The organism is Pseudomonas sp. MWU16-30316 (genome assembly GCF_020515645.1).
Taxonomy (GTDB): domain Bacteria; phylum Pseudomonadota; class Gammaproteobacteria; order Pseudomonadales; family Pseudomonadaceae; genus Aquipseudomonas; species Aquipseudomonas cerasi.
In genome coordinates this window covers 653,019-677,914 of record NZ_JAIZAZ010000001.1, presented here as the reverse complement: position 1 = coordinate 677,914, position 24,896 = coordinate 653,019, and the positions used below count along the sequence as shown (strand labels likewise).

At 59.5% G+C, this 24,896-nt stretch carries 25 protein-coding genes and 1 riboswitch; of the genes, 8 read left to right on the top strand and 17 right to left on the bottom strand.

Annotated features, from left to right (window positions below):
* Nucleotides 1–3 precede the first annotated feature (3 nt).
* The 11 genes from pdxJ to rpoE all read right to left on the bottom strand — a co-directional run bounded on the left by pdxJ (nt 4) and on the right by rpoE (nt 10,356).
* The gene (gene pdxJ, locus LCH65_RS03210; RefSeq protein ID WP_003431309.1) at nt 4–744 is read right to left on the bottom strand and encodes a pyridoxine 5'-phosphate synthase; all 741 of its coding nucleotides are present in this window, start codon (nt 742–744) and stop codon (nt 4–6) included.
* A gap of 59 nt (nt 745–803) precedes the next feature.
* On the bottom strand, nt 804–1,487 hold the full coding sequence (recO, locus tag LCH65_RS03205; protein WP_226439144.1) for a DNA repair protein RecO: 684 nt from the start codon (nt 1,485–1,487) through the stop codon (nt 804–806).
* 60 nt (nt 1,488–1,547) lie between these two features.
* The gene (gene era, locus LCH65_RS03200; protein WP_003363707.1) at nt 1,548–2,450 is read right to left on the bottom strand and encodes a GTPase Era; all 903 of its coding nucleotides are present in this window, start codon (nt 2,448–2,450) and stop codon (nt 1,548–1,550) included.
* Nucleotides 2,443–3,132 (bottom strand): ribonuclease III, encoded by a 690-nt coding sequence (gene rnc / locus LCH65_RS03195; RefSeq protein WP_002554906.1) that lies wholly within the window; start codon nt 3,130–3,132, stop codon nt 2,443–2,445. Before rnc ends, era begins: the two co-directional genes overlap by 8 nt.
* A complete protein-coding gene (locus tag LCH65_RS03190) occupies nt 3,129–3,506 on the bottom strand; it encodes a DUF4845 domain-containing protein (RefSeq protein WP_003384196.1) in 378 nt (125 codons plus the stop codon). Before LCH65_RS03190 ends, rnc begins: the two co-directional genes overlap by 4 nt.
* 114 nt (nt 3,507–3,620) lie before the next feature.
* Nucleotides 3,621–4,475: a signal peptidase I gene (gene lepB / locus LCH65_RS03185; RefSeq protein ID WP_003363711.1), complete on the bottom strand. Its 855-nt coding sequence runs from the start codon at nt 4,473–4,475 to the stop codon at nt 3,621–3,623.
* A gap of 9 nt (nt 4,476–4,484) precedes the next feature.
* The gene (gene lepA / locus LCH65_RS03180) at nt 4,485–6,281 is read right to left on the bottom strand and encodes a translation elongation factor 4 (protein ID WP_024660706.1); all 1,797 of its coding nucleotides are present in this window, start codon (nt 6,279–6,281) and stop codon (nt 4,485–4,487) included.
* A gap of 171 nt (nt 6,282–6,452) precedes the next feature.
* Nucleotides 6,453–7,883 (bottom strand): DegQ family serine endoprotease, encoded by a 1,431-nt coding sequence (locus tag LCH65_RS03175; RefSeq protein ID WP_223272533.1) that lies wholly within the window; start codon nt 7,881–7,883, stop codon nt 6,453–6,455.
* Nucleotides 7,884–8,182: 299 nt separating this feature from the next.
* Complete coding sequence (locus LCH65_RS03170; RefSeq protein ID WP_226439143.1) at nt 8,183–9,142, bottom strand: MucB/RseB C-terminal domain-containing protein; 960 nt, start codon at nt 9,140–9,142, stop codon at nt 8,183–8,185.
* Between the two features lie 8 nt (nt 9,143–9,150).
* On the bottom strand, nt 9,151–9,741 hold the full coding sequence (locus LCH65_RS03165; RefSeq protein ID WP_003395810.1) for an anti sigma-E factor RseA C-terminal domain-containing protein: 591 nt from the start codon (nt 9,739–9,741) through the stop codon (nt 9,151–9,153).
* Nucleotides 9,742–9,774: 33 nt separating this feature from the next.
* Complete coding sequence (rpoE, locus tag LCH65_RS03160; protein WP_002554912.1) at nt 9,775–10,356, bottom strand: RNA polymerase sigma factor RpoE; 582 nt, start codon at nt 10,354–10,356, stop codon at nt 9,775–9,777.
* Nucleotides 10,357–10,853: 497 nt separating this feature from the next.
* Here rpoE and nadB point away from each other — a divergent pair, with 497 nt between their 5' ends.
* On the top strand, nt 10,854–12,470 hold the full coding sequence (nadB, locus tag LCH65_RS03155; protein WP_226439142.1) for an L-aspartate oxidase: 1,617 nt from the start codon (nt 10,854–10,856) through the stop codon (nt 12,468–12,470).
* On the opposite strand, the gene LCH65_RS03150 is transcribed toward nadB, so the two are convergent.
* Together LCH65_RS03150 and LCH65_RS03145 are read right to left on the bottom strand one after the other, a co-directional pair.
* Entirely contained in the window at nt 12,439–12,903 is a 465-nt protein-coding gene (locus LCH65_RS03150) for a protein YgfX (RefSeq protein WP_072366741.1), read from the bottom strand. The two genes, nadB and LCH65_RS03150, sit on opposite strands and share 32 nt — an antisense overlap.
* Nucleotides 12,887–13,141 carry a succinate dehydrogenase assembly factor 2 gene (locus tag LCH65_RS03145; RefSeq protein ID WP_226439141.1) on the bottom strand — a complete coding sequence of 85 codons (255 nt, stop codon included), beginning with the start codon at nt 13,139–13,141 and terminating at the stop codon, nt 12,887–12,889. The genes LCH65_RS03150 and LCH65_RS03145 overlap by 17 nt, the downstream gene beginning before the upstream one ends.
* A 152-nt stretch (nt 13,142–13,293) precedes the next feature.
* On the opposite strand from LCH65_RS03145, the gene LCH65_RS03140 reads away from it, so the two are divergent.
* Nucleotides 13,294–14,235 carry a folate-binding protein YgfZ gene (locus LCH65_RS03140; RefSeq protein WP_032609198.1) on the top strand — a complete coding sequence of 314 codons (942 nt, stop codon included), beginning with the start codon at nt 13,294–13,296 and terminating at the stop codon, nt 14,233–14,235.
* Nucleotides 14,236–14,345: 110 nt separating this feature from the next.
* A complete protein-coding gene (locus LCH65_RS03135; protein ID WP_003431326.1) occupies nt 14,346–15,167 on the top strand; it encodes an HDOD domain-containing protein in 822 nt (273 codons plus the stop codon).
* 154 nt (nt 15,168–15,321) lie between these two features.
* Here the strand turns inward: LCH65_RS03135 and LCH65_RS03130 are convergent, their stop codons facing one another.
* Together LCH65_RS03130 and LCH65_RS03125 are read right to left on the bottom strand one after the other, a co-directional pair.
* Nucleotides 15,322–16,704: a sensor histidine kinase gene (locus LCH65_RS03130; RefSeq protein WP_003431327.1), complete on the bottom strand. Its 1,383-nt coding sequence runs from the start codon at nt 16,702–16,704 to the stop codon at nt 15,322–15,324.
* Complete coding sequence (locus tag LCH65_RS03125) at nt 16,697–17,368, bottom strand: response regulator (protein ID WP_003363740.1); 672 nt, start codon at nt 17,366–17,368, stop codon at nt 16,697–16,699. Before LCH65_RS03125 ends, LCH65_RS03130 begins: the two co-directional genes overlap by 8 nt.
* A 462-nt stretch (nt 17,369–17,830) precedes the next feature.
* Between LCH65_RS03125 and LCH65_RS03120 the strand changes: the two genes are divergently transcribed.
* From LCH65_RS03120 to LCH65_RS03105, 4 genes are all read left to right on the top strand, one after another.
* Nucleotides 17,831–18,814 carry a tripartite tricarboxylate transporter substrate binding protein gene (locus tag LCH65_RS03120; protein WP_170846027.1) on the top strand — a complete coding sequence of 328 codons (984 nt, stop codon included), beginning with the start codon at nt 17,831–17,833 and terminating at the stop codon, nt 18,812–18,814.
* Between the two features lie 62 nt (nt 18,815–18,876).
* Nucleotides 18,877–19,335 carry a tripartite tricarboxylate transporter TctB family protein gene (locus tag LCH65_RS03115; protein ID WP_122241360.1) on the top strand — a complete coding sequence of 153 codons (459 nt, stop codon included), beginning with the start codon at nt 18,877–18,879 and terminating at the stop codon, nt 19,333–19,335.
* Nucleotide 19,336: 1 nt separating this feature from the next.
* On the top strand, nt 19,337–20,851 hold the full coding sequence (locus LCH65_RS03110; protein WP_003363746.1) for a tripartite tricarboxylate transporter permease: 1,515 nt from the start codon (nt 19,337–19,339) through the stop codon (nt 20,849–20,851).
* A complete protein-coding gene (locus tag LCH65_RS03105; protein WP_003363748.1) occupies nt 20,844–21,878 on the top strand; it encodes an AbrB family transcriptional regulator in 1,035 nt (344 codons plus the stop codon). Before LCH65_RS03110 ends, LCH65_RS03105 begins: the two co-directional genes overlap by 8 nt.
* 24 nt (nt 21,879–21,902) lie before the next feature.
* Here LCH65_RS03105 and ung read toward each other — a convergent pair whose 3' ends face one another.
* Complete coding sequence (gene ung / locus LCH65_RS03100) at nt 21,903–22,595, bottom strand: uracil-DNA glycosylase (RefSeq protein WP_003405314.1); 693 nt, start codon at nt 22,593–22,595, stop codon at nt 21,903–21,905.
* Between the two features lie 194 nt (nt 22,596–22,789).
* Nucleotides 22,790–23,251, bottom strand: a complete 462-nt coding sequence (locus LCH65_RS03095; RefSeq protein ID WP_072366732.1) for a hypothetical protein — start codon at nt 23,249–23,251, stop codon at nt 22,790–22,792.
* Between the two features lie 394 nt (nt 23,252–23,645).
* Nucleotides 23,646–23,748, top strand: a riboswitch (guanidine-I (ykkC/yxkD leader).
* A 63-nt stretch (nt 23,749–23,811) separates the two neighbouring features.
* Here LCH65_RS03095 and LCH65_RS03090 point away from each other — a divergent pair.
* Nucleotides 23,812–24,879: a putative urea ABC transporter substrate-binding protein gene (locus LCH65_RS03090; RefSeq protein ID WP_226439140.1), complete on the top strand. Its 1,068-nt coding sequence runs from the start codon at nt 23,812–23,814 to the stop codon at nt 24,877–24,879.
* Nucleotides 24,880–24,896 lie beyond the last annotated feature (17 nt).

Genomic DNA, 24,896 nt, shown 5'->3' with positions numbered 1-24,896 from the left:
TAGTTATCTGGCCGCCGCCACGATCAACGCTTTCATCTCGGCCACTGCCGCCTTGAAGCCGACGAACAGAGCATGAGCCACCAGCGCGTGGCCGATGTTCAGTTCGTTGATGCCCTTGATCGCGGCGACGGCTTCGACGTTGTGATAATGCAGGCCGTGACCGGCATTGACGATCAGCCCTTGGGCGAGACCAAACGCGACGCCGTCGGCGACCCGCTGCAGTTCTTCGGCAACTTCAGTCGGGGTCTGAGCATCGGCATAGCGACCGGTATGCAGTTCGATGGCGGGGGCGCCGACGCGTTTTGAAGCGGCGATCTGACGCTCGTCGGCGTCGATGAACAGTGAAACCTCGCAGCCAATCTTCGCCAGTCGCTCGACCGCTGCCTTGATCCGCGCTTCCTGCCCTGCCACGTCCAGACCGCCTTCGGTGGTCAGCTCCTGCCGTGTCTCAGGCACCAGACAGATGTGCGCCGGGCGAAGGCGTTCGGCGAAGGCGAGCATTTCTTCGGTCACGCCCATTTCGAAATTCATGCGGGTCTGCAAGACATCCTTGAGCAGCAGGACATCGCGCTCCTGAATATGGCGGCGGTCTTCGCGCAAGTGAACGGTGATGCCGTCGGCGCCTGCCTCTTCGGCGTCCAGGGCAGCCTTGACCGGGTCCGGGTAGCGCGTGCCACGAGCCTGACGCAAGGTGGCTACGTGGTCGATGTTTACGCCGAGAAGGATGCGAGTGCTTTGGGTCACGGTGGTCTCCAGAAAAATGGGCGAGCTGGTCGAAGCAGGCTGTAGAGAATAAAGCCTGATCAAGGCTTGCGAAACAGTTCACGACTGACTAACGGGCGACCGCCCAAGTGTACCGCCAGCGCCTGACGCATCAGACGCTTGGCAGCGGACAACGCACCGGGGACGCTCCAGTCCGCTTCGGACATGGCCAGTAATTCCGCGCCCTGAAACAGACCGGGCTGAAGCAGGTAGACACGCTCGAGCCCGGCATCGACCTGCAAGCGATACATGCCATCAATGGCCAGCGGTTCGCCATTGATGTCGGCGTCCATCGCGAAGCCATAGCCCAGGTCATCCAGCAACCGCCATTCGAACGAACGCAGCAACGGCTCCAGCGGACGCCCCAGAGAAAGGGCCAGCAGCGTGCCAGCGTAATGTTCGAACACGGCAGGATGAGGATCTTCGGCAGGCAACAGGCGAATCAGCAGCTCGTTGAGGTACATGCCGCTGAATAACGCCTCGCCGGTCATCCAGGTAGCGACGCCCGCGCTTTCCATGCGGCCGACATTCTTCAGCTCGCCCCGCCCTCGAAACTCGACCTCGAGGGGCACGAATGGGCGTGCCAGCGAACCCGCCTTGCCCTTGGCACTGCGCAGCACGGCACGCAGACGGCCCTTAGGCGTGAGGAAGTCGACCAGCGCGCTGTTTTCGCGATACGCACGGCTGTGGAGCACATAAGCAGGTTGGCCGGTAGGCGTGCTCATCAGGCTGGCTCGAAAGGGAAGTGTTCGCCCGACCATAGCAAGGTCGGGCGAAAGGACAGCTTAGAGGTCGCCGTAGCCAAGGGAACGCAGTGCGCGCTCGTCATCGGACCAGCCACCTTTGACCTTGACCCACAGGTTGAGCATCACCTTGGAGTCGAACAGCAGTTCCATGTCACGACGCGCATCACTGCCGATGCGCTTGATGCGATCGCCCTTGTCGCCAATGATGATCTTCTTCTGTCCATCGCGCTCGACAAGAATCAGCGCATGGATATGCAGGGTGCGGCCCTGCTGCTTGAATTCTTCGATCTCGACGGTGATCTGGTACGGAAGCTCGGCACCCAACTGGCGCATGATTTTCTCGCGGACCAGTTCGGCAGCCAGAAAGCGGCTGCTGCGATCGGTGATCTGGTCTTCCGGGAAGAAGTGGTCATTCTCGGGCAGGTGCGAGGCAATCAGGCTTTCCAGCGCTTCGAGGTTGTGACCATGCTGCGCGGAGATCGGCACGATGGACGCATTCGGCAACTGACCCTGCAGCCACTCCAGATGCGGCATCAGATCGCTTTTGTCTTCGATGCGATCGGTCTTGTTGATCGCCAGGATGACCGGCCCCTGGACATACTGAACGCGCTCCAGAACCATCTGGTCTTCGTCCGTCCAGCGGGTGCGATCGACGACGAAGATGACCACGTCGACGTCCTTCAGCGCCGCCGAAGCGGTCTTGTTCATGTAACGGTTGAGCGCTTTCTCGCCATTCTTGTGCATGCCGGGAGTATCGACATAGATTGCCTGCACGGCGCCTTCAGTCTTGATGCCCAGCATGTTGTGGCGCGTGGTCTGCGGCTTGCGCGAGGTGATCGCGAGCTTCTGACCGAGAATGTGGTTGAGCAGCGTGGACTTGCCTACGTTGGGACGGCCGACAATGGCAACATAGCCACAGCGTGTTGCGGTTGTATCATTCATGACCGTTCTCCACGCCCAGGGCGATGAGTGCTGCTGCGGCGGCTACCTGTTCGGCGATCCGGCGGCTGACACCCTGTCCTCGGCTTTTTTCATTCAATAGGTTGATCTCGCATTCGACGAAAAACGTCCGGCAATGCGGCTCGCCCTGGATATCCACCACCTCGTAACGTGGCAGTTCGCAGGCCCGCGACTGGAGAAATTCCTGCAGTCGGGTCTTGGGGTCCTTGTTGGTGTCCACCAGCGTCAGGCTGTCAAACTCGGTTGTCAGCCAGGCCAGGACGCGCTCGCGCGCCGCCTCCATGCCTGCATCCAGATAGATCGCCCCGATCAGCGCCTCGAGCGCGTCGGCGAGAATCGACTCACGACGGAAACCACCGCTTTTCAACTCGCCCGAACCAAGGCGCAGGTACTCGCCCAGATCGAAACCACGGGCCAGCAACGCCAGGGTCTCGCCCTTCACCAGCCGCGCCCGCAAGCGGGACAACTGGCCTTCGCGAGCCTGGGGGAAACGCTCGAACAGCGCCTCGCCCGCCACGAAGTTGAGAATGGCATCACCGAGAAACTCCAGACGCTCATTGTTGCGACCGGCAAAACTGCGATGGGTCAGGGCCAGGACCATCAGTTCCTGATCCTTGAAGGTGTAGCCGAGCTGACGCTCAAGGCGGCTCAAGGATACGCTCACGGTTTACCCACACTGAATTGCTTGTCGAACTTCAACACCAGATCGATGTTCTGGAACCACGGTTCACGCTGCTCATAGTTCAAATGAGCCTGGAACGCATTGTTCTCCACCGTCACTTTCAACGCCTTGTTCAAATCTATATCCCGAATGCTGTTGACCTGCATGTTCTTACCGACATAACCGTAAAAATCGTCGACCGTGGTGATGTCCAGGGTCTTGTTGGTGTCGACCGCTTCGATGATTTTCTTCATCGTCATGTAGTCGAGGTAGTGCGGAACCAGCTTGAAGGCCGTGCTCGTCGCAAACGCGACCAGCGCCAGCACCAACAGCCAGCCCACGAAAGAAAAGCCTTTTTGAGAAGTAGAGAACGTCATGTTCGACTTCGACCTCAAGAGTGCAACGCCTCCTGACCGGGTCGACTCATGCTTCAGAGGCGTTTCCAGTCAGCCCAAATGACATGCGGCGCTGCTCAGGCAGCGCCGCATCGATTACTTGATCAGCCCTACGCGCGCAAAATTGGGGAAGTGGCTCAGTTTCGGCTCGGGCCAGCTCATCCACACCGCGAACGCCTTGCCTACGATGTTCTTGTCCGGGACCATGCCCAGCTCGTCCTTGGGAATGTTGGGATCATCCCAGTAACGGCTGTCGTTGGAGTTGTCACGGTTGTCGCCCATCATGAAGTAGTGCGCGGCAGGCACTGTCCACTCACTGTCAGGCGGCGCGCGGTAGCGGCTCATTTCCTGACGGATCTGATGTTCGACTTCGCCCAGCTGCTCTTCATAGAGTTCCGCGCTGCCCAGTGTACCGGGCTCGGTGCCGATCAGCTTCTTGGCGACCAGCTCGCCATTGATGAACAGCCGCTTGTCGCTGGTGTAGCGGATACGATCACCCGGCAGACCGACGACACGCTTGATGTAATTGACGCTTGGGTCGCTCGGATAACGGAACACCATCACGTCGCCACGCTGCGGATCACCGATCTGAATCACCTTCTGGTCCAGTACCGGCAGGCGAATGCCGTACGCGAACTTGTTGACCAGAATGAAATCACCCACATCCAGTGTCGGCTTCATGGAGCCCGAAGGAATCTGGAACGGCTCGACCAGAAACGAACGAAGCACCAGCACGATGAACAACACCGGGAAGAACGATTTGCCGTACTCGACCAGCAAAGGCTCCTTGTTCAAGCGCTCCACGACAGCAATGTCAGGTTCGCCCACGCTGCCCTGATAGTTGGAAATGGCAGCACGGCGGCGAGGCGCCAGGATGACCAGATCAATCAGTGCAAGCACGCCACAGACGAAGACAGCGATGACCAACAACAGCGGGAAATTTAGTGACATAGGACCTGACTATTCCAACCTGAGCACTGCAAGGAAGGCTTCCTGTGGAATTTCCACGTTGCCGACCTGCTTCATGCGTTTCTTACCGGCCTTTTGCTTCTCCAGCAATTTACGCTTGCGGCTGACGTCACCGCCGTAGCATTTGGCCAATACGTTCTTTCTAAGCGCCTTGACGGTTGTCCGGGCCACAATCTGACCGCCGATAGCCGCCTGAATTGCCACGTCGAACATCTGTCGAGGGATCAGCTCTTTCATCTTCTCGGTCAACGCACGCCCTTTGTAGTGTGCGTTGTCGCGGTGAACGATCAGGGCCAGGGCGTCGACCTTCTCGGCGTTGATCAGAACGTCGAGCTTGACCAGGTTGGCCGACTGGTAACGATCAAAATGATAATCCAGCGAAGCATAACCGCGGCTGACAGACTTGAGACGATCAAAGAAATCCAGAACCACTTCGTTCATCGGCAAATCGTAGCTCACCTGGACCTGCGTGCCGAGGAACAGCATGTCGTGCTGTACGCCACGTTTTTCGATGCACAACGTAATGACGTTGCCCAGGTGCTCCTGCGGCACAAGAATATTTGCGCGAACGATGGGCTCGCGCATGTCTTCGATGGCCGAGAGGTCAGGCAGCTTGGATGGGTTATCGACGTAAATCGTTTCGCCGGTCTTCAACAACAGCTCGAAGATTACGGTTGGCGCGGTGGTGATCAGGTCGAGATTGTATTCACGCTCCAGGCGTTCCTGGATGATCTCCATGTGCAGCATGCCGAGGAAGCCACAGCGGAAGCCGAAGCCCAGCGCATCGGAGCTCTCGGGCAGGTATTGCAGTGAAGAGTCGTTCAGGGTCAGCTTCTGCAGCGCTTCACGGAAGTCTTCGAAGTCGTCCGAGCTGACCGGGAACAGGCCTGCATAGACTTGTGGCTGAATACGCTTGAAGCCGGGCAGCACGTCGACGTCGGGCGTGGTGCTCAGGGTCAGGGTGTCACCGACCGGCGCACCGTGAATGTCCTTGATGCCGGCGATGATGAAGCCTACCTCGCCCGCTTTCAGATCGACGGTTGCCGTGTGCTTGGGGTTGAACACGCCCACGCTGTCGACCAGATGCAGCTTGCCGGTCGACTTGACGAGAATCTTGTCGCCCTTCTTGACGCGGCCGTGGCGCACACGCACCAGGGACACGACGCCCAGGTAGTTGTCGAACCAGGAGTCGATGATCAACGCCTGCAGCGGATCTTCGATATTGCCGGTCGGTGCCGGAATGGTTGCGACCAGACGCTCGAGGACCTCATCCACGCCCATGCCGCTCTTGGCGCTGCACGCCACGGCATCGGTGGCGTCGATGCCGATGATCTTCTCGATCTCTTCCTTGACGCGGTCCGGATCGGCCTGCGGCAAGTCCATCTTGTTCAGTACCGGCATGACCTCAAGGCCCTGCTCGATGGCGGTATAGCAGTTGGCGACCGATTGCGCCTCGACGCCCTGCCCTGCATCGACCACCAGCAACGCACCTTCGCACGCGGCCAGAGAACGGCTGACTTCGTAGGTGAAGTCGACGTGCCCGGGGGTGTCGATGAAGTTCAGCTGGTAGGTAATACCGTCTTTGGCCTTGTAATACAGGGTAACGCTATGGGCCTTGATGGTGATCCCGCGCTCGCGCTCAAGATCCATGGAATCGAGCACCTGCGCTTCCATTTCGCGCTCGGTCAGGCCGCCGCACATTTGAATGAAGCGGTCGGCCAGCGTCGACTTGCCATGGTCAATGTGGGCGATGATGGAGAAATTGCGGATATGACTCAAATCACTCACGGATCAACACTCAAAAAGGTTGCAGGCAGATTGCCCGCCGAAAAATAGCCGGGAATTGTACCTGAACTAAGCAAGAGGCGTCACGCTTACAGGCACCTGGATCGGCGCACGGTAAACAAACGGGTACAAAAAAGGGTGGCCATGGCCACCCTTTCCTCTTAAACCGACCGGTTACTCGGACAGCTTGAAGGTAATGAAGGTCGCACGGCCCTGACGCAGAACACGCATCGAGACAGAGCGATCCTTGGGCAGGCTTTTCGCCACCTCGGTGAACTGCTTGCTGGACGTGATCGCCTGATTGTTCAGGTGAGTGATCACATCACCCGCCTGCAGACCGATCAGCGAAGCCGGGCCGCCTGTGACTTCCTTGATCGCCACACCACCTTTGAGATCCAGGGATTTCTTCTGCTCGGCGGTCAGCTCGATCACCGATACGCCCAGACGATTACTGCTGCGCTCGGCACCCGTACCGCCAACATCGCCCATTTCCTGACCTTCATCAGGCAGTGCACCGACGGTGACCGTCAGCTTCTGACGCTTGCCGTCGCGAATCACTTCAAGTTCGGCCTTGCTGCCGTCCTTGAGGTTGCCGATCAGGTGCGGCAGGTCAGCCGACATGACGATTGGCTGACCGTTGGCGCTCAGAATCACGTCACCCACCTGCACACCACCCTTGGCAGCCGGGCCGTCTTCAAGCACTTGCGCAACCAGCGCGCCGGCAGGCTTGTCCAGGCCAAACGACTCGGCGAGGTCCTTGTTCACTTCCTGGATGACCACACCCAGCCAGCCGCGGCTGACTTTGCCATTGGCCTTGAGCTGATTGGCCACATCCATGGCGACGTCGATCGGAATCGCGAACGACAGCCCCATGAAACCACCGGAGCGCGTGAAGATCTGCGAGTTGATCCCGACGACCTCGCCCGCCATGTTGAACAGCGGGCCACCCGAGTTACCCGGATTGATGGCCACGTCGGTCTGAATGAACGGCACATAGGTATCGTTAGGCAGGCTGCGCCCCTTGGCACTGACGATACCCTTGGTCACAGAATGGTCGAAACCGAACGGCGAGCCGATCGCCAGGACCCATTCGCCGACCTTGAGCGTATTGGAATTACCCAGCTTGGCAGTTGGCAGGTCCTTGCCTTCAATTTTCAGGACGGCAACGTCGGTACGCGGATCGGTACCCACCAGCTTGGCCTTCAACTCGCTGCGGTCGGACAGGCGTACGAGAATTTCGTCAGCGCCGTCGATCACGTGATTATTGGTCAGCACGTAGCCGTCAGGAGAGATGATGAAACCCGAGCCGAGGGACTGGGCCTCACGCTGGCGATCACCCTTGCCAGCACCCGAACCTGGCGGACGCGAACCCGGCGGCATGCTGCGCTCGAGAAACTCGCGAAGCATCGGCGGCAAGCCTTCCAGATCAGGCATTTGCTGATTGGCGACGGCACGGTCCGGCAACTTCTGGCGCGTACTGATATTCACCACTGCGGGCGACGCCTGCTCGACCAGCCCGGTGAAGTCCGGCAGGTTTTCGGCTTGAGCCGTAGCAACCTGACCGAGCATCAGCACAGCGGCAATCAATGAAAAGTAGGATTTCATGCGTGGTATCGACATATGGCTCCCGTTCGTAACGAGGAAAAAATTAAGCAGTCCGAAGCAACCGACTCAAAGACCTCAAGCAGCGATGCTCATCTCTGGATCAGCGACATGGCCTCTGGAAACGACAAAAGGCCAGAGCTGCGAGGCTGTGACCTATAGAAAAAAAACAGAGCTTTTGCAATCTGCAAACCTCACCAAACATTTCAGCGCCTGTGCCCGAGCCAGGTTGAGTGCGGCCTGGCGGCTTCTGTAACCCAGGATGAAAATTTTTACATCCTGGGATCCGTGACTTCAAATGTTTATTTATTGGCTGGAGGTTCGTCGTTACGCATCGACAATGCTATGCGCTCCGCAGTGCCCATCGGAACTTCTCCGACGACCGTTACCATCATGTCGCCCTGCGGCGTGGTGAGACGGCGCGAAACAGCCACTGTAGGGCCTAGCTGGGTGCGAATATCCGAGGAAGATCCGCCTTTCACCGACTCGATGAACACCGAAAAACGCGCCAGACCGTCACCATACATCAGATGGGTAACGGAGGATTGCGTGGAGGCGTCCTTGCGCACGCCACTGCTGCTGACTTCGAAACCCGGCGGCAGCCAGTCCGAATGCCAGGCCACAGGACTTATGGACGCTTCGGGCTTGGTCTTCACCACAGACACGGGTTTGCAATCGGCACTGGTCTTGAGCGCTTGCTCGGACAGAACACCGGCGGTGTCGAGATCGGTAAACTGGAAACGTTCGAGCAACTGCCCCTTCTCGCTCAATAGAAGCGACTTGAGCACAAGACCGGTTTCGTTATCCAGGTGAAGTTCGAGGCCGTATCGATGCTGGTCCTTGGGGGACAGCGCAACGATGGTTGCCTGGCGACCGGCCACTCTGGATTTGCCGACAACTTTTATGTCGTACCAGGCGGAGAGTCTTTTGACATCGAAGGCGCGGGCAGATGAGTCGGCCGGATTGGCCATACCCGCTTCGAGTGTGCCGCTGACGCACTGGGTAAGCCCGTCAACACGCAACACTTCCTGAGCAGAACCATCAAGTTGCAGCAAGCGCTCCTGAACATGACCGTCCGCTATGCGGTGCCAGATTCGGTGGGTAGAAAAACTACCGTTGCGCTCGTATACAAAAGTACCCTGATAGCTCTGCTGCTGATCAACCTTGGCAAGACGATTGATTGCGTCTTGCGCATCATCAGCCTGTACCGGGAGGGCAAGCCATCCACCAAGCAGTAGCGGCAGTAGAGGGACGGCTCGCATGATCCTCCTTAACGGTTTTCCAGACTCGCAGCACGAGCGTATGGCAACGCGCTTTCAGTGCCTTTCAACGCTGCTTCCTGGGCATGCTGACGCAGATAGCCCGGCAGACGCTGGTCACCTTGACCACCGCCCTGCAATACACCATTGGCCATAGGACCAGGCGCTTGCTCGGCGCTTTCAGTGTAGCCAGCCAGTACGGCCGGGCCTTTCACTTGCGGAACAGTCAGGTTTGCAGGCTGTTGGGTCTGCTGTGCCAGTTGCGCACCGGCAATGTCGTCCTGATTGTACAGGCGGACACCAGCCAGAACGGCTACGGTAACCGACGCTGCAACGGCCAGGCGACCCAGCGTACGCCAAGGACCGCGAGCTGCCTTGAGCGGGCTGACTTCATCGGCGATCGCGGCAGATACAGCAGCCGAGATATCCAGATGAGGGATCAGCAGCTCTTTGTGCATCGCTGCACGAGCAACTTGGTAACGCGACCAGGTGGCGCGAGTATCGGCATCGTCAATGGCATTCAATACCCGACGTAATTCCAGTTCGTCCGCTTCATTATCAAGTACCGCGGACAGCGATTCCTGCAGGGCTTCACGACTCATGGCGGGTTCCTCTCTTGGGCTATCGCCGCTGTCTCAGGATTCCTGCAACAACGGCTGCAGGGCTTTATCGATGGCTTCCCGAGCGCGGAAGATCCGAGAGCGCACGGTACCAACAGGACACTGCATGACGCTCGCAATGTCTTCATAACTCAGACCATCGAATTCACGTAAAGTTAGTGCCGTACGTAAATCTTCCGGGAGAAGCTGGATGGTCCGATGGACGGTGCCCTCGATCTCATCCCTCAACAATGCACGCTCCGGCGACTCGATGTCCTTGAGGCCGTGGTCGCCGTCGTAGAACTCCGCGTCTTCAGACCTTACATCGCTATCCGGTGGCCGCCGACCTCGCGAAACCAGATAGTTCTTCGCCGTGTTAATGGCGATGCGGTACAGCCAGGTGTAGAAAGCACTGTCGCCGCGAAAATTTCCGAGAGCACGATAAGCCTTGATAAAGGCTTCCTGTGCAACGTCTTGAGCCTCATGGGTGTCGTGCACGAATCGCACGATCAACCCTAGAATTTTGTGCTGATACTTCAGCACCAACAGATCAAATGCTCGCGTATCGCCACGCTGTACGCGTTCGACAAGCTGCTGATCCTCTTCCTGGGTTAGCATGAACACTCCTCGTTAAGCATGAAGGAGTGTTGCAACTGATATTGTTCAGGCTCGCAAACATAGACTCGGGCTTTTCGCAAAAGTTCTCCCCCTTCAAGCAAGTTTCCTGCAAGCCATCGTAAAGCCTGCACGAAAAACGCAGCTCGACACGGTCGGCTGCGCGAATAGTCTTGTCGCCGGTTTCGCAGTTGATGATCACTTATCTAACCCTGCGAAATCGACGCTGTTCCTGTGTAGGCAACCTGCTATTGAGCATGGTTCTTTAAGAAAAGTTCCATTGGCACAACCGCTGGCGTGAGCCGCAAACTGCATAAAACTCCCTTAAATCAATACACTGGAGCATTTCCAGCAACTCAACAAAAGGAAATCAATAGGCATGACGTCAGGGACTGGAGCACAATCCAGACCCGCTGTGGTCTCACATTGCCATGTAGGCGAGGCTATTGTGCCGTTACCCCAATACTTATACTAGTGGTCGCCAAGGGCAGAATTCGCAGATGAGTCAACATTTTCAGCATGACGTACTGGTAATCGGCAGCGGCGCGGCCGGGTTGAGCCTGGCACTGACCCTTCCCGACCACCTGCGGATTGCAGTCCTGAGCAAGGGCGATCTCGCCAATGGCTCGACCTTCTGGGCACAGGGCGGCGTTGCGGCAGTACTGGATGACACCGACACCGTGCAATCTCATGTTGAGGACACGCTGAACGCAGGCGGCGGCCTTTGCGACGAAGACGCTGTGCGCTTCACCGTCGAGCACAGCCGCGAGGCGATTCAATGGCTGATCGATCAAGGCGTACCTTTTACCCGTGGCGATGACGCAGACACCGACGAAAGCGGATTTGAATTTCACCTGACGCGTGAAGGCGGCCATAGCCATCGGCGGATCATTCATGCTGCAGATGCCACGGGCGCAGCGATTTTTCGCACCCTGCTGGAACAGGCGATCAAGCGACCCAACATTGAACTGCTCGATCAGCGCGCTGCCATCGACCTGATCACTGAACGCCGCCTCGGCCTGGACGGCCAGCGCTGCCTCGGTGCCTATGTGCTCAACCGCCACAGTGGCGAAGTGGATACTTACAGCGCGCGCTTCACAATCCTGGCGTCGGGTGGCGCCGCCAAGGTCTATCTGTACACCAGCAACCCTGACGGCGCCTGTGGCGACGGCATCGCCATGGCCTGGCGTTCCGGCTGCCGGGTGGCGAACCTCGAGTTCAACCAGTTTCACCCCACTTGCCTGTATCACCCGCAGGCCAAGAGTTTTCTGGTCACCGAAGCACTTCGTGGCGAAGGGGCCTACCTCAAACTGCCCAACGGCGAGCGCTTCATGCAGCGCTTCGACGAGCGGGCAGAACTGGCCCCGCGCGATATCGTGGCCCGCGCGATAGACCATGAAATGAAGCGACTGGGCATCGACTGTGTGTATCTGGACATCAGCCACAAGCCGGAAGCCTTCATCAAGACGCACTTTCCAACCGTCTACGAGCGCTGCCTGGAGTTTTCCATCGACATCACACGCGAGCCGATACCGGTGGTTCCGGCCGCGCATTACACCTGTGGCGGCGTGATGGTGGACAGCAAGGGGCATACCGATGTGCCGGGCCTGTACGCCATCGGCGAGACCAGCTTCACGGGCCTGCACGGCGCCAACCGCATGGCCAGCAACTCGCTGCTGGAGTGCTTCGTCTATGCCCGATCGGCCGCCGCAGACATCGAAAAGCAATTGGCTGACGTGCAGATGCCCGCCGACCTGCCTGCCTGGGACGCCAGCCAGGTCACCGACTCGGACGAGGACGTGATCATCGCGCACAACTGGGACGAGCTGAGGCGGTTCATGTGGGACTACGTCGGCATTGTGCGCACCAACAAACGCCTGCAGCGCGCTCAACACCGCGTACGCCTGCTGCTGGATGAGATCGACGAGTTCTACAGCAACTACAAGGTCAGCCGTGACCTGATCGAGTTGCGCAATCTGGCGCAGGTCGCGGAACTGATGATCCGCTCGGCCATGCAGCGCAAGGAAAGCCGCGGCCTGCATTACACGCTGGACTATCCCGATATGTTGCCGGAGGCGCTGGACACTATTCTGGTGCCGCCCACCTATGCCGACTGAATTTCAAACGTACACGCAGACGTCGATGAATGTCCGGCGTCAATGCGTCATGCGGGATACAACAACTGTTTATTGATCGTGCTGGCCGACCGGCGATAATCGGGCGAAAACGCAGAATGACCACCCACGGCAAGGCAAGGCTGTCGGGGCATAACTGCACAGGCTGCCAGCCGTCACATGCATTCCACAGCTGCCAGCCTTGATGATCGCGCTTGAGTGCAGTGAATGCCGCCGGATGCGTCAGCAGGATGGAGCGTGGAATCACGCGGACAGCGTGCACCAGGCACATCAGCGCACACAGCGCCGCAGCCCACGCGGCGATGTCAAGCCAGTACAACGCGACCAGTGCCAGCGACTGAACCGCAAGATACGCCGTCACCAGCAGACGCGAAGCCTGCCAGTGACATTCAAAGCGATCACTGGGGCTGGACACGATCCAGAATCATGCGAACCATACGCTGCAATTCAGCGTCTTCGGATTCGGCGCGCTGCATGATCCAGCCGAACATATCCTGATCCTCACAGGTCAGCAGACGGCGGTACAAATCGCGGTCTACGTCATTCAGATGTGGATAGACCTCACGGACAAACGGCACCAGCAGCACGTCCAGTTCAAGCATGCCGCGGCGGCTGTGCCAGTAAAGGCGGTTGAGTTCAACGTCTTCGACCATGGAGCGCTCCTCAAAGTAGGCGGCAAGTATACAGCCGTGAGCCGGGCGCGCGAATCTCGCAATGGTCGCAGCAGTTTTCATGTACCCGTATGCATAACCTCGACTCGGCACTATGATGTGCCCCCGGACTTTTTTCCCAATCTGCGATGACCATGGCCCACACAGCTTTTTTCTGCACGCTAACCCATGAGGGCGTTCTCGCCGTTCGCGGCGTGGATGCCAGCAAGTTTCTTCAGGGTCAGCTGACGTGCAACCTCAATTATCTGAATGAAGACAAATCCAGCCTGGGTGCCCGTTGCACGCAGAAAGGCCGGATGCAGTCGAGTTTTCGCATCGTGTTCGAGGGCGACGGTTGCCTGTTGGCGATGGCTGGCGAACTGATCGAGGCGCAATTGCTCGACCTGCGCAAATACGCAGTGTTCTCCAAATCGAAGCTCACGGATGAAAGCGCAGACTGGGTGCGCTTCGGTCTGCAGGACGGGGACGCTGCGCTGGTCAGCCTGGGGCTGGATCTGCCACAGGAAACCGATAGCGTGGTGCGCGCCGATGATCTGATCGCGATCCGCGTCTCGCCAGGTCGGGCCGAGCTCTGGGTGCGCAGCGCACAGGTAGACAGCATCAAAGCGCGTCTGGCATCGCAGTTGAGCGAAGCCCCGCTGAACGACTGGCTGCTGGGCCAGATCCGTGTCGGTATCGGCCAGGTGTTCGGCAACACCCGCGAAGAATTCATTCCGCAGATGATCAATCTGCAAGCGGTTGGCGGCGTCAGCTTCAAGAAAGGCTGCTACACCGGCCAGGAAATCGTTGCCAGAATGCAATATCTTGGCAAACTAAAGCGCAGGCTTTACCGCCTGACCCTGAGCGGCGAAGAGATCCCGCAGCCCGGTACGGCACTGTTCTCACCGGTGCATGCCAGCGCCGTGGGCAACGTCGTCATTGCGGCACAGGATGGGCAGAACATCGAGCTGCTCGCGGTATTGCAGGGTGATGCGGCAGAAGACGGTCGTATCAATCTTGGTTCGCCAGAAGGCGCGGCGCTGCAAATGAGTGAACTGCCCTACACACTGGACAGCAAACTCGAAACTCAGCGCTAGCAGACGAACACATTCAGCTTCCTAGTGTCTTTAGAGCGATCCAGTACAGCCTGGCGCTCTGAAGAGCGCGCGGATAACTCTGGACACCCCCAACAGCTGCGAGATGCAACATGAGCAAGATGGCTGACGAGGTGCAGAGAAACTTGATCAAGGCCATCGACAGAGATGCCTTGTTTCTCCCCACCCTGCCGGAAGTGGCACTGAGGATTCGCCTGGCTGCAGAGGACACCGAGATCAGTATTTCGGCCCTGAGCAAGGTCATCGGTAGCGATACAGCCCTTTCCGCGCGCCTTATCAAGGTTGCGAACAGCCCCCTGCTGCGCCCGAATTTTGAAGTCAGCGACGTCAATACCGCGATTCGACGCCTGGGCGTCAACTACACCTGCAACCTGGCCATCGGCCTGGTGGTCGAGCAGATGTTCCACGCCAAGTCGCCGGTCATCGAGCAGAAGATGCGCGATATCTGGAAGCAAAGCCTGCAGGTGGCCGGTATCAGCTACACCCTGTGTCAGCACTACACCAGTCTGAAACCCGATCAGGCCACGCTCGCCGGGCTGATCCACCTGATCGGGATCCTGCCGATCCTGACCTATGCCGAAGACCATTACGAGCTGCTGTCCGACCCGATCAGCCTCAACCACGTAATCGACAGCATCCACCCGGTCATCGGCGAGCGCCTGCTGCGCTCATGGGATTTCCCCGAGCCGCTGGCCTGTGTGCCGGGCCAGTTCCAGAACTTCGCGCGCGTCTCGAAAAGCCCTGACTACACCGACCTGGTACAGATCGCCACGGTGCATATCCATAGGAATACTGACCATCCCTTCAGCCTCATCGAAATGGTCGACCTGCCTGCCTACAGCCAGCTGAGGCTCGCCAGAGGCGAAGGCGTGCTCAGCGCCCAGATGGACGAAGCCAAGAGCATGCTCTACTAGCCTCGGCTGGTCCAGGGTGTGTAAAAACGTCACGAGCGAAGGCAAGACAAGGCAAAAACAGGCGAAAAAGCGGAGTCTAGGTGTTCTAAATGAGCATTTTTCGCCTGTTTTTAACGCAGTATTGCCAAGCGCAGTAGTTTTTACACAGTCTGGATCAGGTGGCGCTGAAACTGACCCTTACCTTCAAGCCACGCTCAGCCCCCTCGTGCAAGGTGATCCTGGCCAGATGTGCCCGGCAGATTTCGCCCACAATCGCCAGCCCGAGCCCGGCACCACTGCCCTGCTGGCTGCGGCGATAAAAACGCTCGAAGACTCGCTCACGCTCATCGGGCGGAATGCCGGGACCATCATCCTCGACCTCCAGGACGCCCGGCGCATAGACGCGCAACACGACGTTGCCGCCCGGCGAGGTATGGGCCAGCGCGTTGTCGATCAGATTGCTCAGCAACTCGTTCAGCAAGGTCGGCTCGCCGCGCAGCCAGACCGGCTCGTCAGCCTCCAGCGCCAGCGCAACGCCCCGGGAATGAGCCAACGGTGCCATGGCCATGCCCAGCTCTCTGGCCAATTGACTGAGGTCCAGCTGTTGCGCCCCGCCCTCGGCGATGGCCCTGGCGCCGTTTTCGATGCGTGCCAGGGACAGCAGCTGGTTGGCCAGATGCGTGAGTCGATCGGTGCCGAGCGCCGCCGACTCCAGCGTGCTGCGCCAATGCTCCGGGTCGTGTTCGCGCAGCCCCAGCTCGACCCGCGCCTTCAAGGCGGCCAGCGGCGTGCGCAGTTCGTGGGCGGCATCGGCGATGAATTGCGCCTGGCGCTCGAACTGCACGCGCAATCGTTCGGTGAAGTGGTTCAGCGCCCCCACCAACGGACGCAGCTCGTGCTGCACTTCAACCATCGGCAAGGCGCGCAGATCATCCGGCTGACGCTCCTCGACGGCGGTGCGCAGGCGCTCCAGCGGTCGCAATGCCGCGCTGACCGTGAACCAGACCAGCAGCAGCGCGCCCCCTCCGAGCATGCCCAGGCGCAGCAATGTGTCGGCCATCAGGCTGCGCGCCATGCCCTTGCGCGCCTCCTGGGTTTCGGCGACGCGGATTTCAGCGGTGCCGTTCATGCCCGGGTCGGTCACCGGTTTGAGCAGACTGACAACCCGCACATCCTGGCCCTGATAGATCCCGTTATAAAATTTCGCCAGGGCCGGGTAATCGTCGGTACGCAAGGTACCGGGCGGCGGCGAAGGCAGGTTTTCATAACCGGAAATCAGCTTCTGATGAATGTCATTGACCTGATAGTAGATGCGCCCTTCGCTGTCGTAGGCGAAGGTATCCAGCGCCACGTAGGGAATGTCGGCGCTCAGCGTGCCATCACGCTGGGTCAGGCCGGCAGCGATGGTTCGCGCGGAAGCCAGCAACGTACGGTCATAGGCGGTGTCGGCCACTTCGCGGCCATTCCAGTAAGCGCTCATGCCGCTGGCCAGCATCAACACCACCAGCAGCAGGGCCAGGTTCCACAACAACCGCCAGCGCAGGCTGTCGTTAATCATCGCGGCTTTCCAGCAGATACCCCAGACCGCGAAAGGTCACGATCGCCACGGAATGCCCGTCGAGCTTTTTGCGCAGACGATGGACATAGATCTCGATGGCGTCGGGGCTGGCTTCTTCATCGAGCCCGAACACCTGCGCCGCCAGTTGCTCCTTGCTCATCACCCGACCCGGCCGGGCGATAAGCGCTTCCAGCACTGCCTGTTCGCGAGAGGTCAGGGTCAGCAGCTCTTCGCCAAGTGTGAAACGTCGCGTATCCAGATCGTAGGCCAGCACGCCGCAGCGCTGTTGCCGCTCGCCACCCAGCACGCTGCGCCGCAGCAAAGCCTTGACCCTGGCCTCCAGCTCGGAGAGTTCGAAAGGCTTGGCCAGGTAGTCGTCGGCACCCAGATTCAGGCCGTGGACACGGTCCTTGACGTCACTGCGCGCCGTCAGCATCAGCACCGGCAGGTTTTTGCTGCGCGCTCGCAGACGCGCCAGCACTTCAAAGCCGTCCATGCGCGGCAACCCGACATCGAGAATGGCGACCGCGTACTCCTCGCTGTTCAATGCCAGGTCGGCAGCCACGCCATCATGCAGCACATCAACGGTCAAACCCGCGCTTTTGAGCGCCTGCGCGACACTTTCAGCCAATTGCAGATGATCTTCCACAAGAAGAACACGCATCGCCGTCTCCTGATTGTCACTGTTGTTATCGATCTGGGTATCGAGGCTCGTGGCGGTGGAGTTTACAGGCCGGCCGCCGTCTGTGAAGGGCAGAAACGATTCGCGGCTCGCTAATCAAGACGTGAAAGGCAACTGAAAGGTTTACGAAAGGTTTGTCGTTTAGCATCGCGAGACGACCCGATAAAAGGGTACGTAAAAACAGGCGCCCGGATGCGTCTGAACAATAAAAACAATAAATTGCTAAACGGAGTCACGTCATGTCTACGCCCGTCCAGGCTTGCCAGCCCATGGAGCACCTCCCGTCGAGGACTGCTCTGCGCGCTCCTCACGCCACCTGCTTCAAAACACCACTTCAGCGCAAACGCCCACCCCTGTGACACAGCACACAGGTTTTCCCGTGCGCGTGACAAAAGCGCATGGTGAACAGCTTCTCTCTGCCAAAAACAACAATATCCCTGGAGACTGAACATGAAATTTTCCCTGCGCCACATAGCCGCTACCGCTGGGTGCATGCTGATTGCCAGCCAGTTGCTTGCCGAACCCAAACGTCCGGAATGCATTGCCCCTGCCTCGCCAGGTGGCGGATTCGACCTGACCTGCAAACTGGTGCAGAGCGCGCTGATCAACGAGAAGATTCTGACCTCGCCGATGCGCGTCACCTACATGCCAGGCGGTGTCGGCGCGGTGGCCTACAACGCCGTCGTTGCGCAGCGCCCCGCCGATGCCGGCACACTGGTCGCGTGGTCCAGCGGTTCGCTGCTCAATCTGGCGCAGGGCAAATTCGGTCGTTTCGATGAGAACGCAGTGCGCTGGCTCGCCGCCGTGGGCACCAGCTATGGCGCCATCGCAGTGAAGAGCGACTCGCCCTACAAGAATCTCGACGATCTGGTCCAGGCGCTGAAAGCCGACCCGAGCAAAGTCGTTATCGGCTCAGGCGGCACCGTGGGCAGCCAGGACTGGATGCAGACCGCATTGATCGCCAAGGCCGCCGGCATCAACCCGCGCGCACTGCGCTACGTGGCACTCGAAGGCGGCGGTGAAATCGCCACCGCGTTGCTCGGCGGCCACATCCAGGTGGGCAGTACCGATATTTCCGACTCCATGCCGCACATTCTGAGCGGCGATATGCGCCTGCTAGCGGTGTTCGCCGAAAAGCGTATCGACGAACCTGAAATGAAAGACATCCCCACCGCCAAGGAGCAGGGCTACGACATCGTCTGGCCGGTGGTACGTGGCTTCTACCTCGGGCCGAAGGTCAGCGACGAAGACTACAACTGGTGGAAAGCCTCGTTCGACAAGATCCTGGCTTCCGAGGACTTCGCCAAACTGCGCGACCAGCGCGAGCTGTTCCCGTTTGCCATGACCGGCGCGGAACTGGACACCTACGTCAAGAAGCAGGTCGCCGACTACAAGTTGATGGCCAAGGAATTCGGCCTGATTCAGTAATTGAACTCAATTGACTGACATTCAGTTGCACCCGCTGCAGGGGCGCGACTCAGGAGCTTCTCATGGTCATACAACGTATCTTCGCTGGCCTGCTGTTACTGGCATGCGCAGGCCTGGCCCTCATGGCCTGGCCTTATCAGGCACCTTTTTCCTATGAACCGGTCGGACCACGCGCCTTCCCGCTGCTGATGCTCGGGCTGATGAGCGTCGCCCTGCTGTACCTGCTGATCAGACCCACACCCATCGTGCACACCGAGGAAGACCCGGAGCTGGATCGCGAGACCCTGATCAAGATCGGCGTGTGCATCGTCCTGCTGCTGATATTCGCGGGGCTGTTCGAACCGCTGGGCTTCATCCTCAGCAGCATTCTGATCGGCATTCCCATGGCGCGCCTGTATGGCGGCCGCTGGCTGCCGAGCGTGGTGGTGGTGACTCTGATGAGCGTCGGCCTGTACCTGCTGTTCGACAAGGCCATGGACGTCCCCTTGCCTTTAGGCCTGCTCAGCGTTCTGGAGAATTAAAATGGATACTTTCGGTTATCTGGGCCAGGGCTTCGGTGTCGCCCTGACGCCTTACAACCTGATCACAGCGCTGTGCGGAACACTGATCGGTACTGTCGTCGGCCTGCTGCCGGGGCTTGGACCGATCAACGGTGTGGCGCTGCTGATCCCTATCGCTTTCGCACTGGGCCTGCCGCCCGAATCGGCGCTGATTCTGCTGGCAGCCGTCTACCTGGGCTGCGAATACGGCGGGCGTATCAGCTCGATCCTGCTGAACATCCCGGGTGAAGCGTCCACCGTGATGACCACCCTGGACGGTTACCCGATGGCCCGCCAGGGCCTGGCTGGCGTTGCACTGTCGCTGTCGGCATGGAGTTCGTTCATCGGCGCGTTCATCGCCACCTGCGGCATGGTGCTGTTCGCGCCCCTGCTCGCCAAATGGGCGATTGCCTTCGGCCCGGCGGAATACTTCGTGCTGATGGTCTTCGCGATCGTCTGTCTGGGCGGGATGGCCGGTGACCGGCCGTTGAAGACGTTCATTGCCGCGCTGATCGGGCTGTTCCTGTCTGCAGTAGGTATCGATGCCAACAGCGGGGTATACCGTTTCACGGGCGACAATATTCACCTCACCGATGGCATTCAGTTCGTGGTGCTGGTGCTGGGCCTGTTTTCGATCAGCGAAATCCTTTTGCTGCTGGAGAAGACCCATCGCGGTCAGGAGGCTGTCAAGGCCACCGGGCGAATGATGTTCAACGTCAAGGAAGCCGCTGCCGTGTTCGTGGTGAACATTCGCTGCGGTCTGCTGGGGTTCATCCTTGGCGTATTGCCTGGCGCCGGTGCGACGCTGGCCAGCGCGGTCGCTTACATGACGGAAAAACGCATCGCCGGCGCCAGCGGCAAGTTCGGCCAGGGCGACATGCGTGGCCTGGCCGCACCCGAGACGGCCATCGGCGCAACGGCCTGCGGCGCCCTGGTGCCGATGCTGACGCTGGGCGTGCCGGGTTCAGGCACCACGGCGGTAATGATCGGCGCCTTGTCGCTGTACAACATCACGCCTGGCCCGATGCTGTTTCAACAGCAGCCGGACATCGTCTGGGGCCTTATCGCGTCGTTGTTCATCGCCAACATCATGCTGGTGATCCTCAACATCCCGATGATTCGCCTCTTCACGCGCATCCTTGCCGTACCGAACTGGGCGCTGGTCCCGGTAATTGCGATCATCACCGGCATCGGTGTGTATGCGGTGCACGCCACCACGTTCGACCTGTTCCTGATGGTCGGTATCGGTATCTTCGGCTACATCCTGCGCAAGCTGGACTTCCCGCTGTCGCCGATCCTGCTCGGGTTCATCCTTGGCGGTCTGATGGAGCAGAACCTGCGTCGCGCCCTGTCGATCTCCAACGGCGAACTGGGGATCCTCTGGTCCAGCCCGATCACTCTCGGGGTCTGGGTGGTGACCGTGTTCATGCTGCTGTTCCCGCTGCTGCGCATCTGGCGCAAGCGCGCCAGACAGCAGGCCGCTGCGGCGCATGGCTGATTCGTCTCTGCGCCAATGGTGGGCAACGCCGCTGGTCGGCCTGCTGGGCGGCTACCTCGCCAGCCAGGTCGGCTGGCCGTTGCCGTGGATGGTGGGCTCGTTGCTGGCAATCATCCTGGTGCGCTGCCTGACACGCTGGCAACTGGCGCAGATTCCCGGCGGTCGCAAGTTCGGTCAGTTGATCATCGGTATCGGCATCGGCCTGCACTTCACGCCGGTGGTCATCGAACAGGTACTGGCGCATTTCGGGCTGATTTTCATCGGAGCTCTGGTCACCAGTCTGTCGTGCCTGGTCGGCGTGTGGCTGATGCTGCGTACCGGAGAGGATCGCCCTACCGCGTTCTTCTCCAGCATGCCGGGCGGTTCCGGGGAGATGGTCAACCTTGGCGCACGTAACGGTGCAACGCTGAGCAGTGTCGCTGCCGCGCAAAGTCTGCGGGTACTTGCCGTAGTACTGTGCGTGCCGGCGATCTTCAAATACCTGCTGGGTGATGGCGCACCCGCCTTGCATGCCAGCATCGTGGACTGGCGCTGGCTGGCCGTTCTGCTGCCGCTTGGGGCTGCGCTGGCCTGGCTGTGGCAACGCCTCAAACAGCCCAATCCCTGGCTGTTCGGCCCGCTGTTGCTCAGTGCCATGGCGAGCGTGGTCTGGGATCTGAAGATCGGCCTACCCAACGGTGCCAGTCAGCTCGGTCAGTTACTGATCGGCAGCGGGCTGGGTTGTCATTTCAATCGGGAGTTCTTTCGGCGTGCGCCATCGTTCCTCGCACGCACGCTGCTGGGCACTGCCCTGACCATGCTGATCGCCGCGCTGGCGGCACTGGCGCTGAGCGCCCTCACCCACCTGGACCTGCGTTCACTGACGCTGGGCATGATGCCCGGCGGCATCGCAGAGATGAGCCTGACCGCCGAAGTGCTGCAACTGTCGGTGCCGCTGGTCACGGCCATGCAGGTCATGCGCCTGCTGTTCGTGCTGTTTCTTGCCGAGCCGTTGTACCGGCGCTGGAGCAAACGGCTCGCTGACTGAACAGGTTGCTGGAATCCTCTCAAATCAAAGCGCAGGCAAGCGCCAGTCGATCGGCGCGATGCCGTTTTGCTCAAGGTACTTGTTGGCCCGTCCGAAGTGTCCATTGCCCAGGAAGCCTTTGTAGGCTGACAACGGCGACGGATGGACGGAGGTCAGCACCAGATGCTTGGTCGCATCGACCAGTTTCTGCTTGCTCTGCGCATGAGCGCCCCACAGCAGGAACACCAGATGCGGCTGGTGCTCGCTGACCACTTGAATGATCCGGTCGGTGAAGTGCTGCCAGCCTTTTCCTGCATGGGAAGCCGCGTTGGCGCGCTCGACAGTGAGGGTGGTATTCAGCAACAAAACGCCCTGATCAGCCCAGGATTGGAGGCAACCGTGGTTCGGAATATCGATGTTCAGGTCGCGTTTCAGCTCTTTGTAGATGTTGACCAGCGATGGCGGCGTCGGCACACCCGGCTGCACCGAGAAGCACAGGCCATGCGCCTGATTCGGTCCGTGATACGGGTCCTGGCCAAGGATGACCACTTTCACGTTATCCAGCGGCGTGGAGTTCAACGCATTGAAAATCAGTGGCCCGGGCGGATAGATTTCCTTGCCGGCCGCGTGCTCCTGACGCAGAAACTCGCGCAATTGAGCCATGTAGGGTTGTTCGAATTCGTCACGCAGGGCGTTTTTCCAGCTGGGCTCAAGCTTGATGCGGTCGTCGCTAGTCATGGTTACATCCGGTAAAAACAATGCGCGGACACTAGGAAAGCCGGGCCGCAAAGTCAATGCCGGTTGCGACATACGCCCTCAAGATCGGACGCAGAGCCTAAAGAAGAGCGTGCCGACGCGCGGCATCGGCATGCTGGTCAGTTCACAGCAGTCAGTTTGCTGCGTTGGCATGGCAGTGAGCGCGCAGACTTCAGCTATCGATGCCCACCACGACCATCGCCGCGCCCGCCTCTTCCATGATCACGGCCATCTCGTCCGCCACGCCCACCATGATCGTCCCAGCCTCGGTCGCCGCGGAAGCCGTCGTTGCGTCCGAAGCCGTCATTGCGGCCGAAACCGCCATTGCCGCGAAAGCCATCGTTTCTCCAGCCATAACCCGGTGGACGTCCCGGCTGGTAGTAGCGCGGCGGGGGCGGTGGCGCGTAATAGCGGGGTGCCGGGGCGTAGTAACGAGGCTGGGTGTAATAGCGCGGTTGAGGCGCCACATAGATGCGTCGCTCCTGGTAGTAGGTAGAGCGGTAGCCATTGTCATACGCGTAGGCGCCGCCAACGACAGTCGGCTGCGTGTACACATCGGATTCGTAGTAACCGGGACCTGCGTAGCAACCGGAAAGGAAAAGGGTCAGCAACGTGATAAGCAAGGGTCTTCGATACATGGCGGCCTCCTGGACCGCGATTGGGCCAATCCAGCGACGCTGGTCGGCGTCCGTCAAAGCGGTTGGCGGACGAATTATCTGACATCGAAAAGGCACTCTAGTGCCTTGGGGCAGCGCCGAGGCCTGGCTATGAATGGCCCTTCACCGTCTCGCAAAGGCTCTGCAACCAAGGCCTGCAGGCGTATTTCAACGTTCTACAAAGATGCTACAAAACATTTCACCCACCATTGCCTCATCACGGTGCGCCCTCGCACCAGCACAAGGCGACTCCTGCGACAGATGACCGAAGACGACTCGCCCGGCCCTTGAAAAACAAGGCGCGGCACAAGTTGGCACAACTCTCGCTTGATGATGGGTGTGCAGGAGTCAACACAGGTTCGCGGCACCACAATTTGCAATAGCCGACTAGGGTTCCGGCTTGCCGTCAGGCAAGTGGCTGGTCCGAGAGTTGGCGACCTCCAGTAGAGGTTACACGGCGGGACAAAAGCCCGGGAGACAGGGACACCAGTGGTGTCACGTTGCTCCTGGCCGCCTTTTTTCACTACTGGAGATTTCTCAACATGCAAAAGTCTCGTCTCTTCGGCCTGCTGACGGCAGGCCTGCTTGCTGCGTTGAGCCTCTCGGCGAATGCCGCCCAGAAAGATCACTTCAACGTCTGCTGGACCATCTACGCAGGCTGGATGCCGTGGGAATACGCAGGTAGCCAGGGCATCGTCGACAAGTGGGCGAAAAAGTACGGCATCAAGATCGATGTCACCCAGCTCAACGACTACGTCGAATCCATCAATCAGTATACCGCCGGCCAGTTCGATGGCTGCACCATGACCAACATGGACGCCCTGACCATCCCGGCCGCAGGTGGCGTGGAAAGCACGGCACTGATCGTCAGCGACTTCTCCAATGGCAATGACGGCATCGTGCTCAAGGGCGAAGGCAAGAAAGTCGCCGATCTGAAAGGCATGGACGTCAATCTGGTCGAACTGTCGGTCTCCCACTACCTGCTGGCCCGAGCGCTGGACAGCGTCAAGCTCAGTGAAAAAGACCTCAAGGTGGTCAATACCTCGGATGCCGATATCTCGGCAGCCTTCAATATTGACGATGTACAGGCGGTCACCACCTGGAACCCGATGCTTTCGGACATCAAGGCCAGGCCCGGCTTCACCGAAGTGTTCAACTCCAGCCAGATTCCTGGCGAGATCATGGACATGATGGTCGTCAACACTCAGACCTTGAAAGACAACCCGGCTCTGGGCAAGGCCCTGACTGGCGCCTGGTTTGAAGTGGTCGCGCTGATGAACGCCAAAAACGCTCAGAGCAAGGCTGCGCTGGAACACATGGCCAAGGCATCGGGGACCGATCTGGCCGGCTTCCAGGCGCAACTGGACACCACCAAGCTGTTTGCCACGCCCAAGGAAGCCCTTGAATTCGCGACCAGCAAACAGCTGCCGGACACCCAGCGCAAGGTGGCTGACTTCTCGTTCGCCCACGGTTTGCTCGGCGAAGGCGCACGCGATGCCGATGCGGTCGGCATGTCGTTCGCCAATGGCGTGATGCTCGGCGACAAGGGCAATCTCAAGCTGCACTTTGACCCCAGCTACGTGCAGATGGCCGTCGACGGCAAGCTGTAAATCACGTTCAGTAGAAA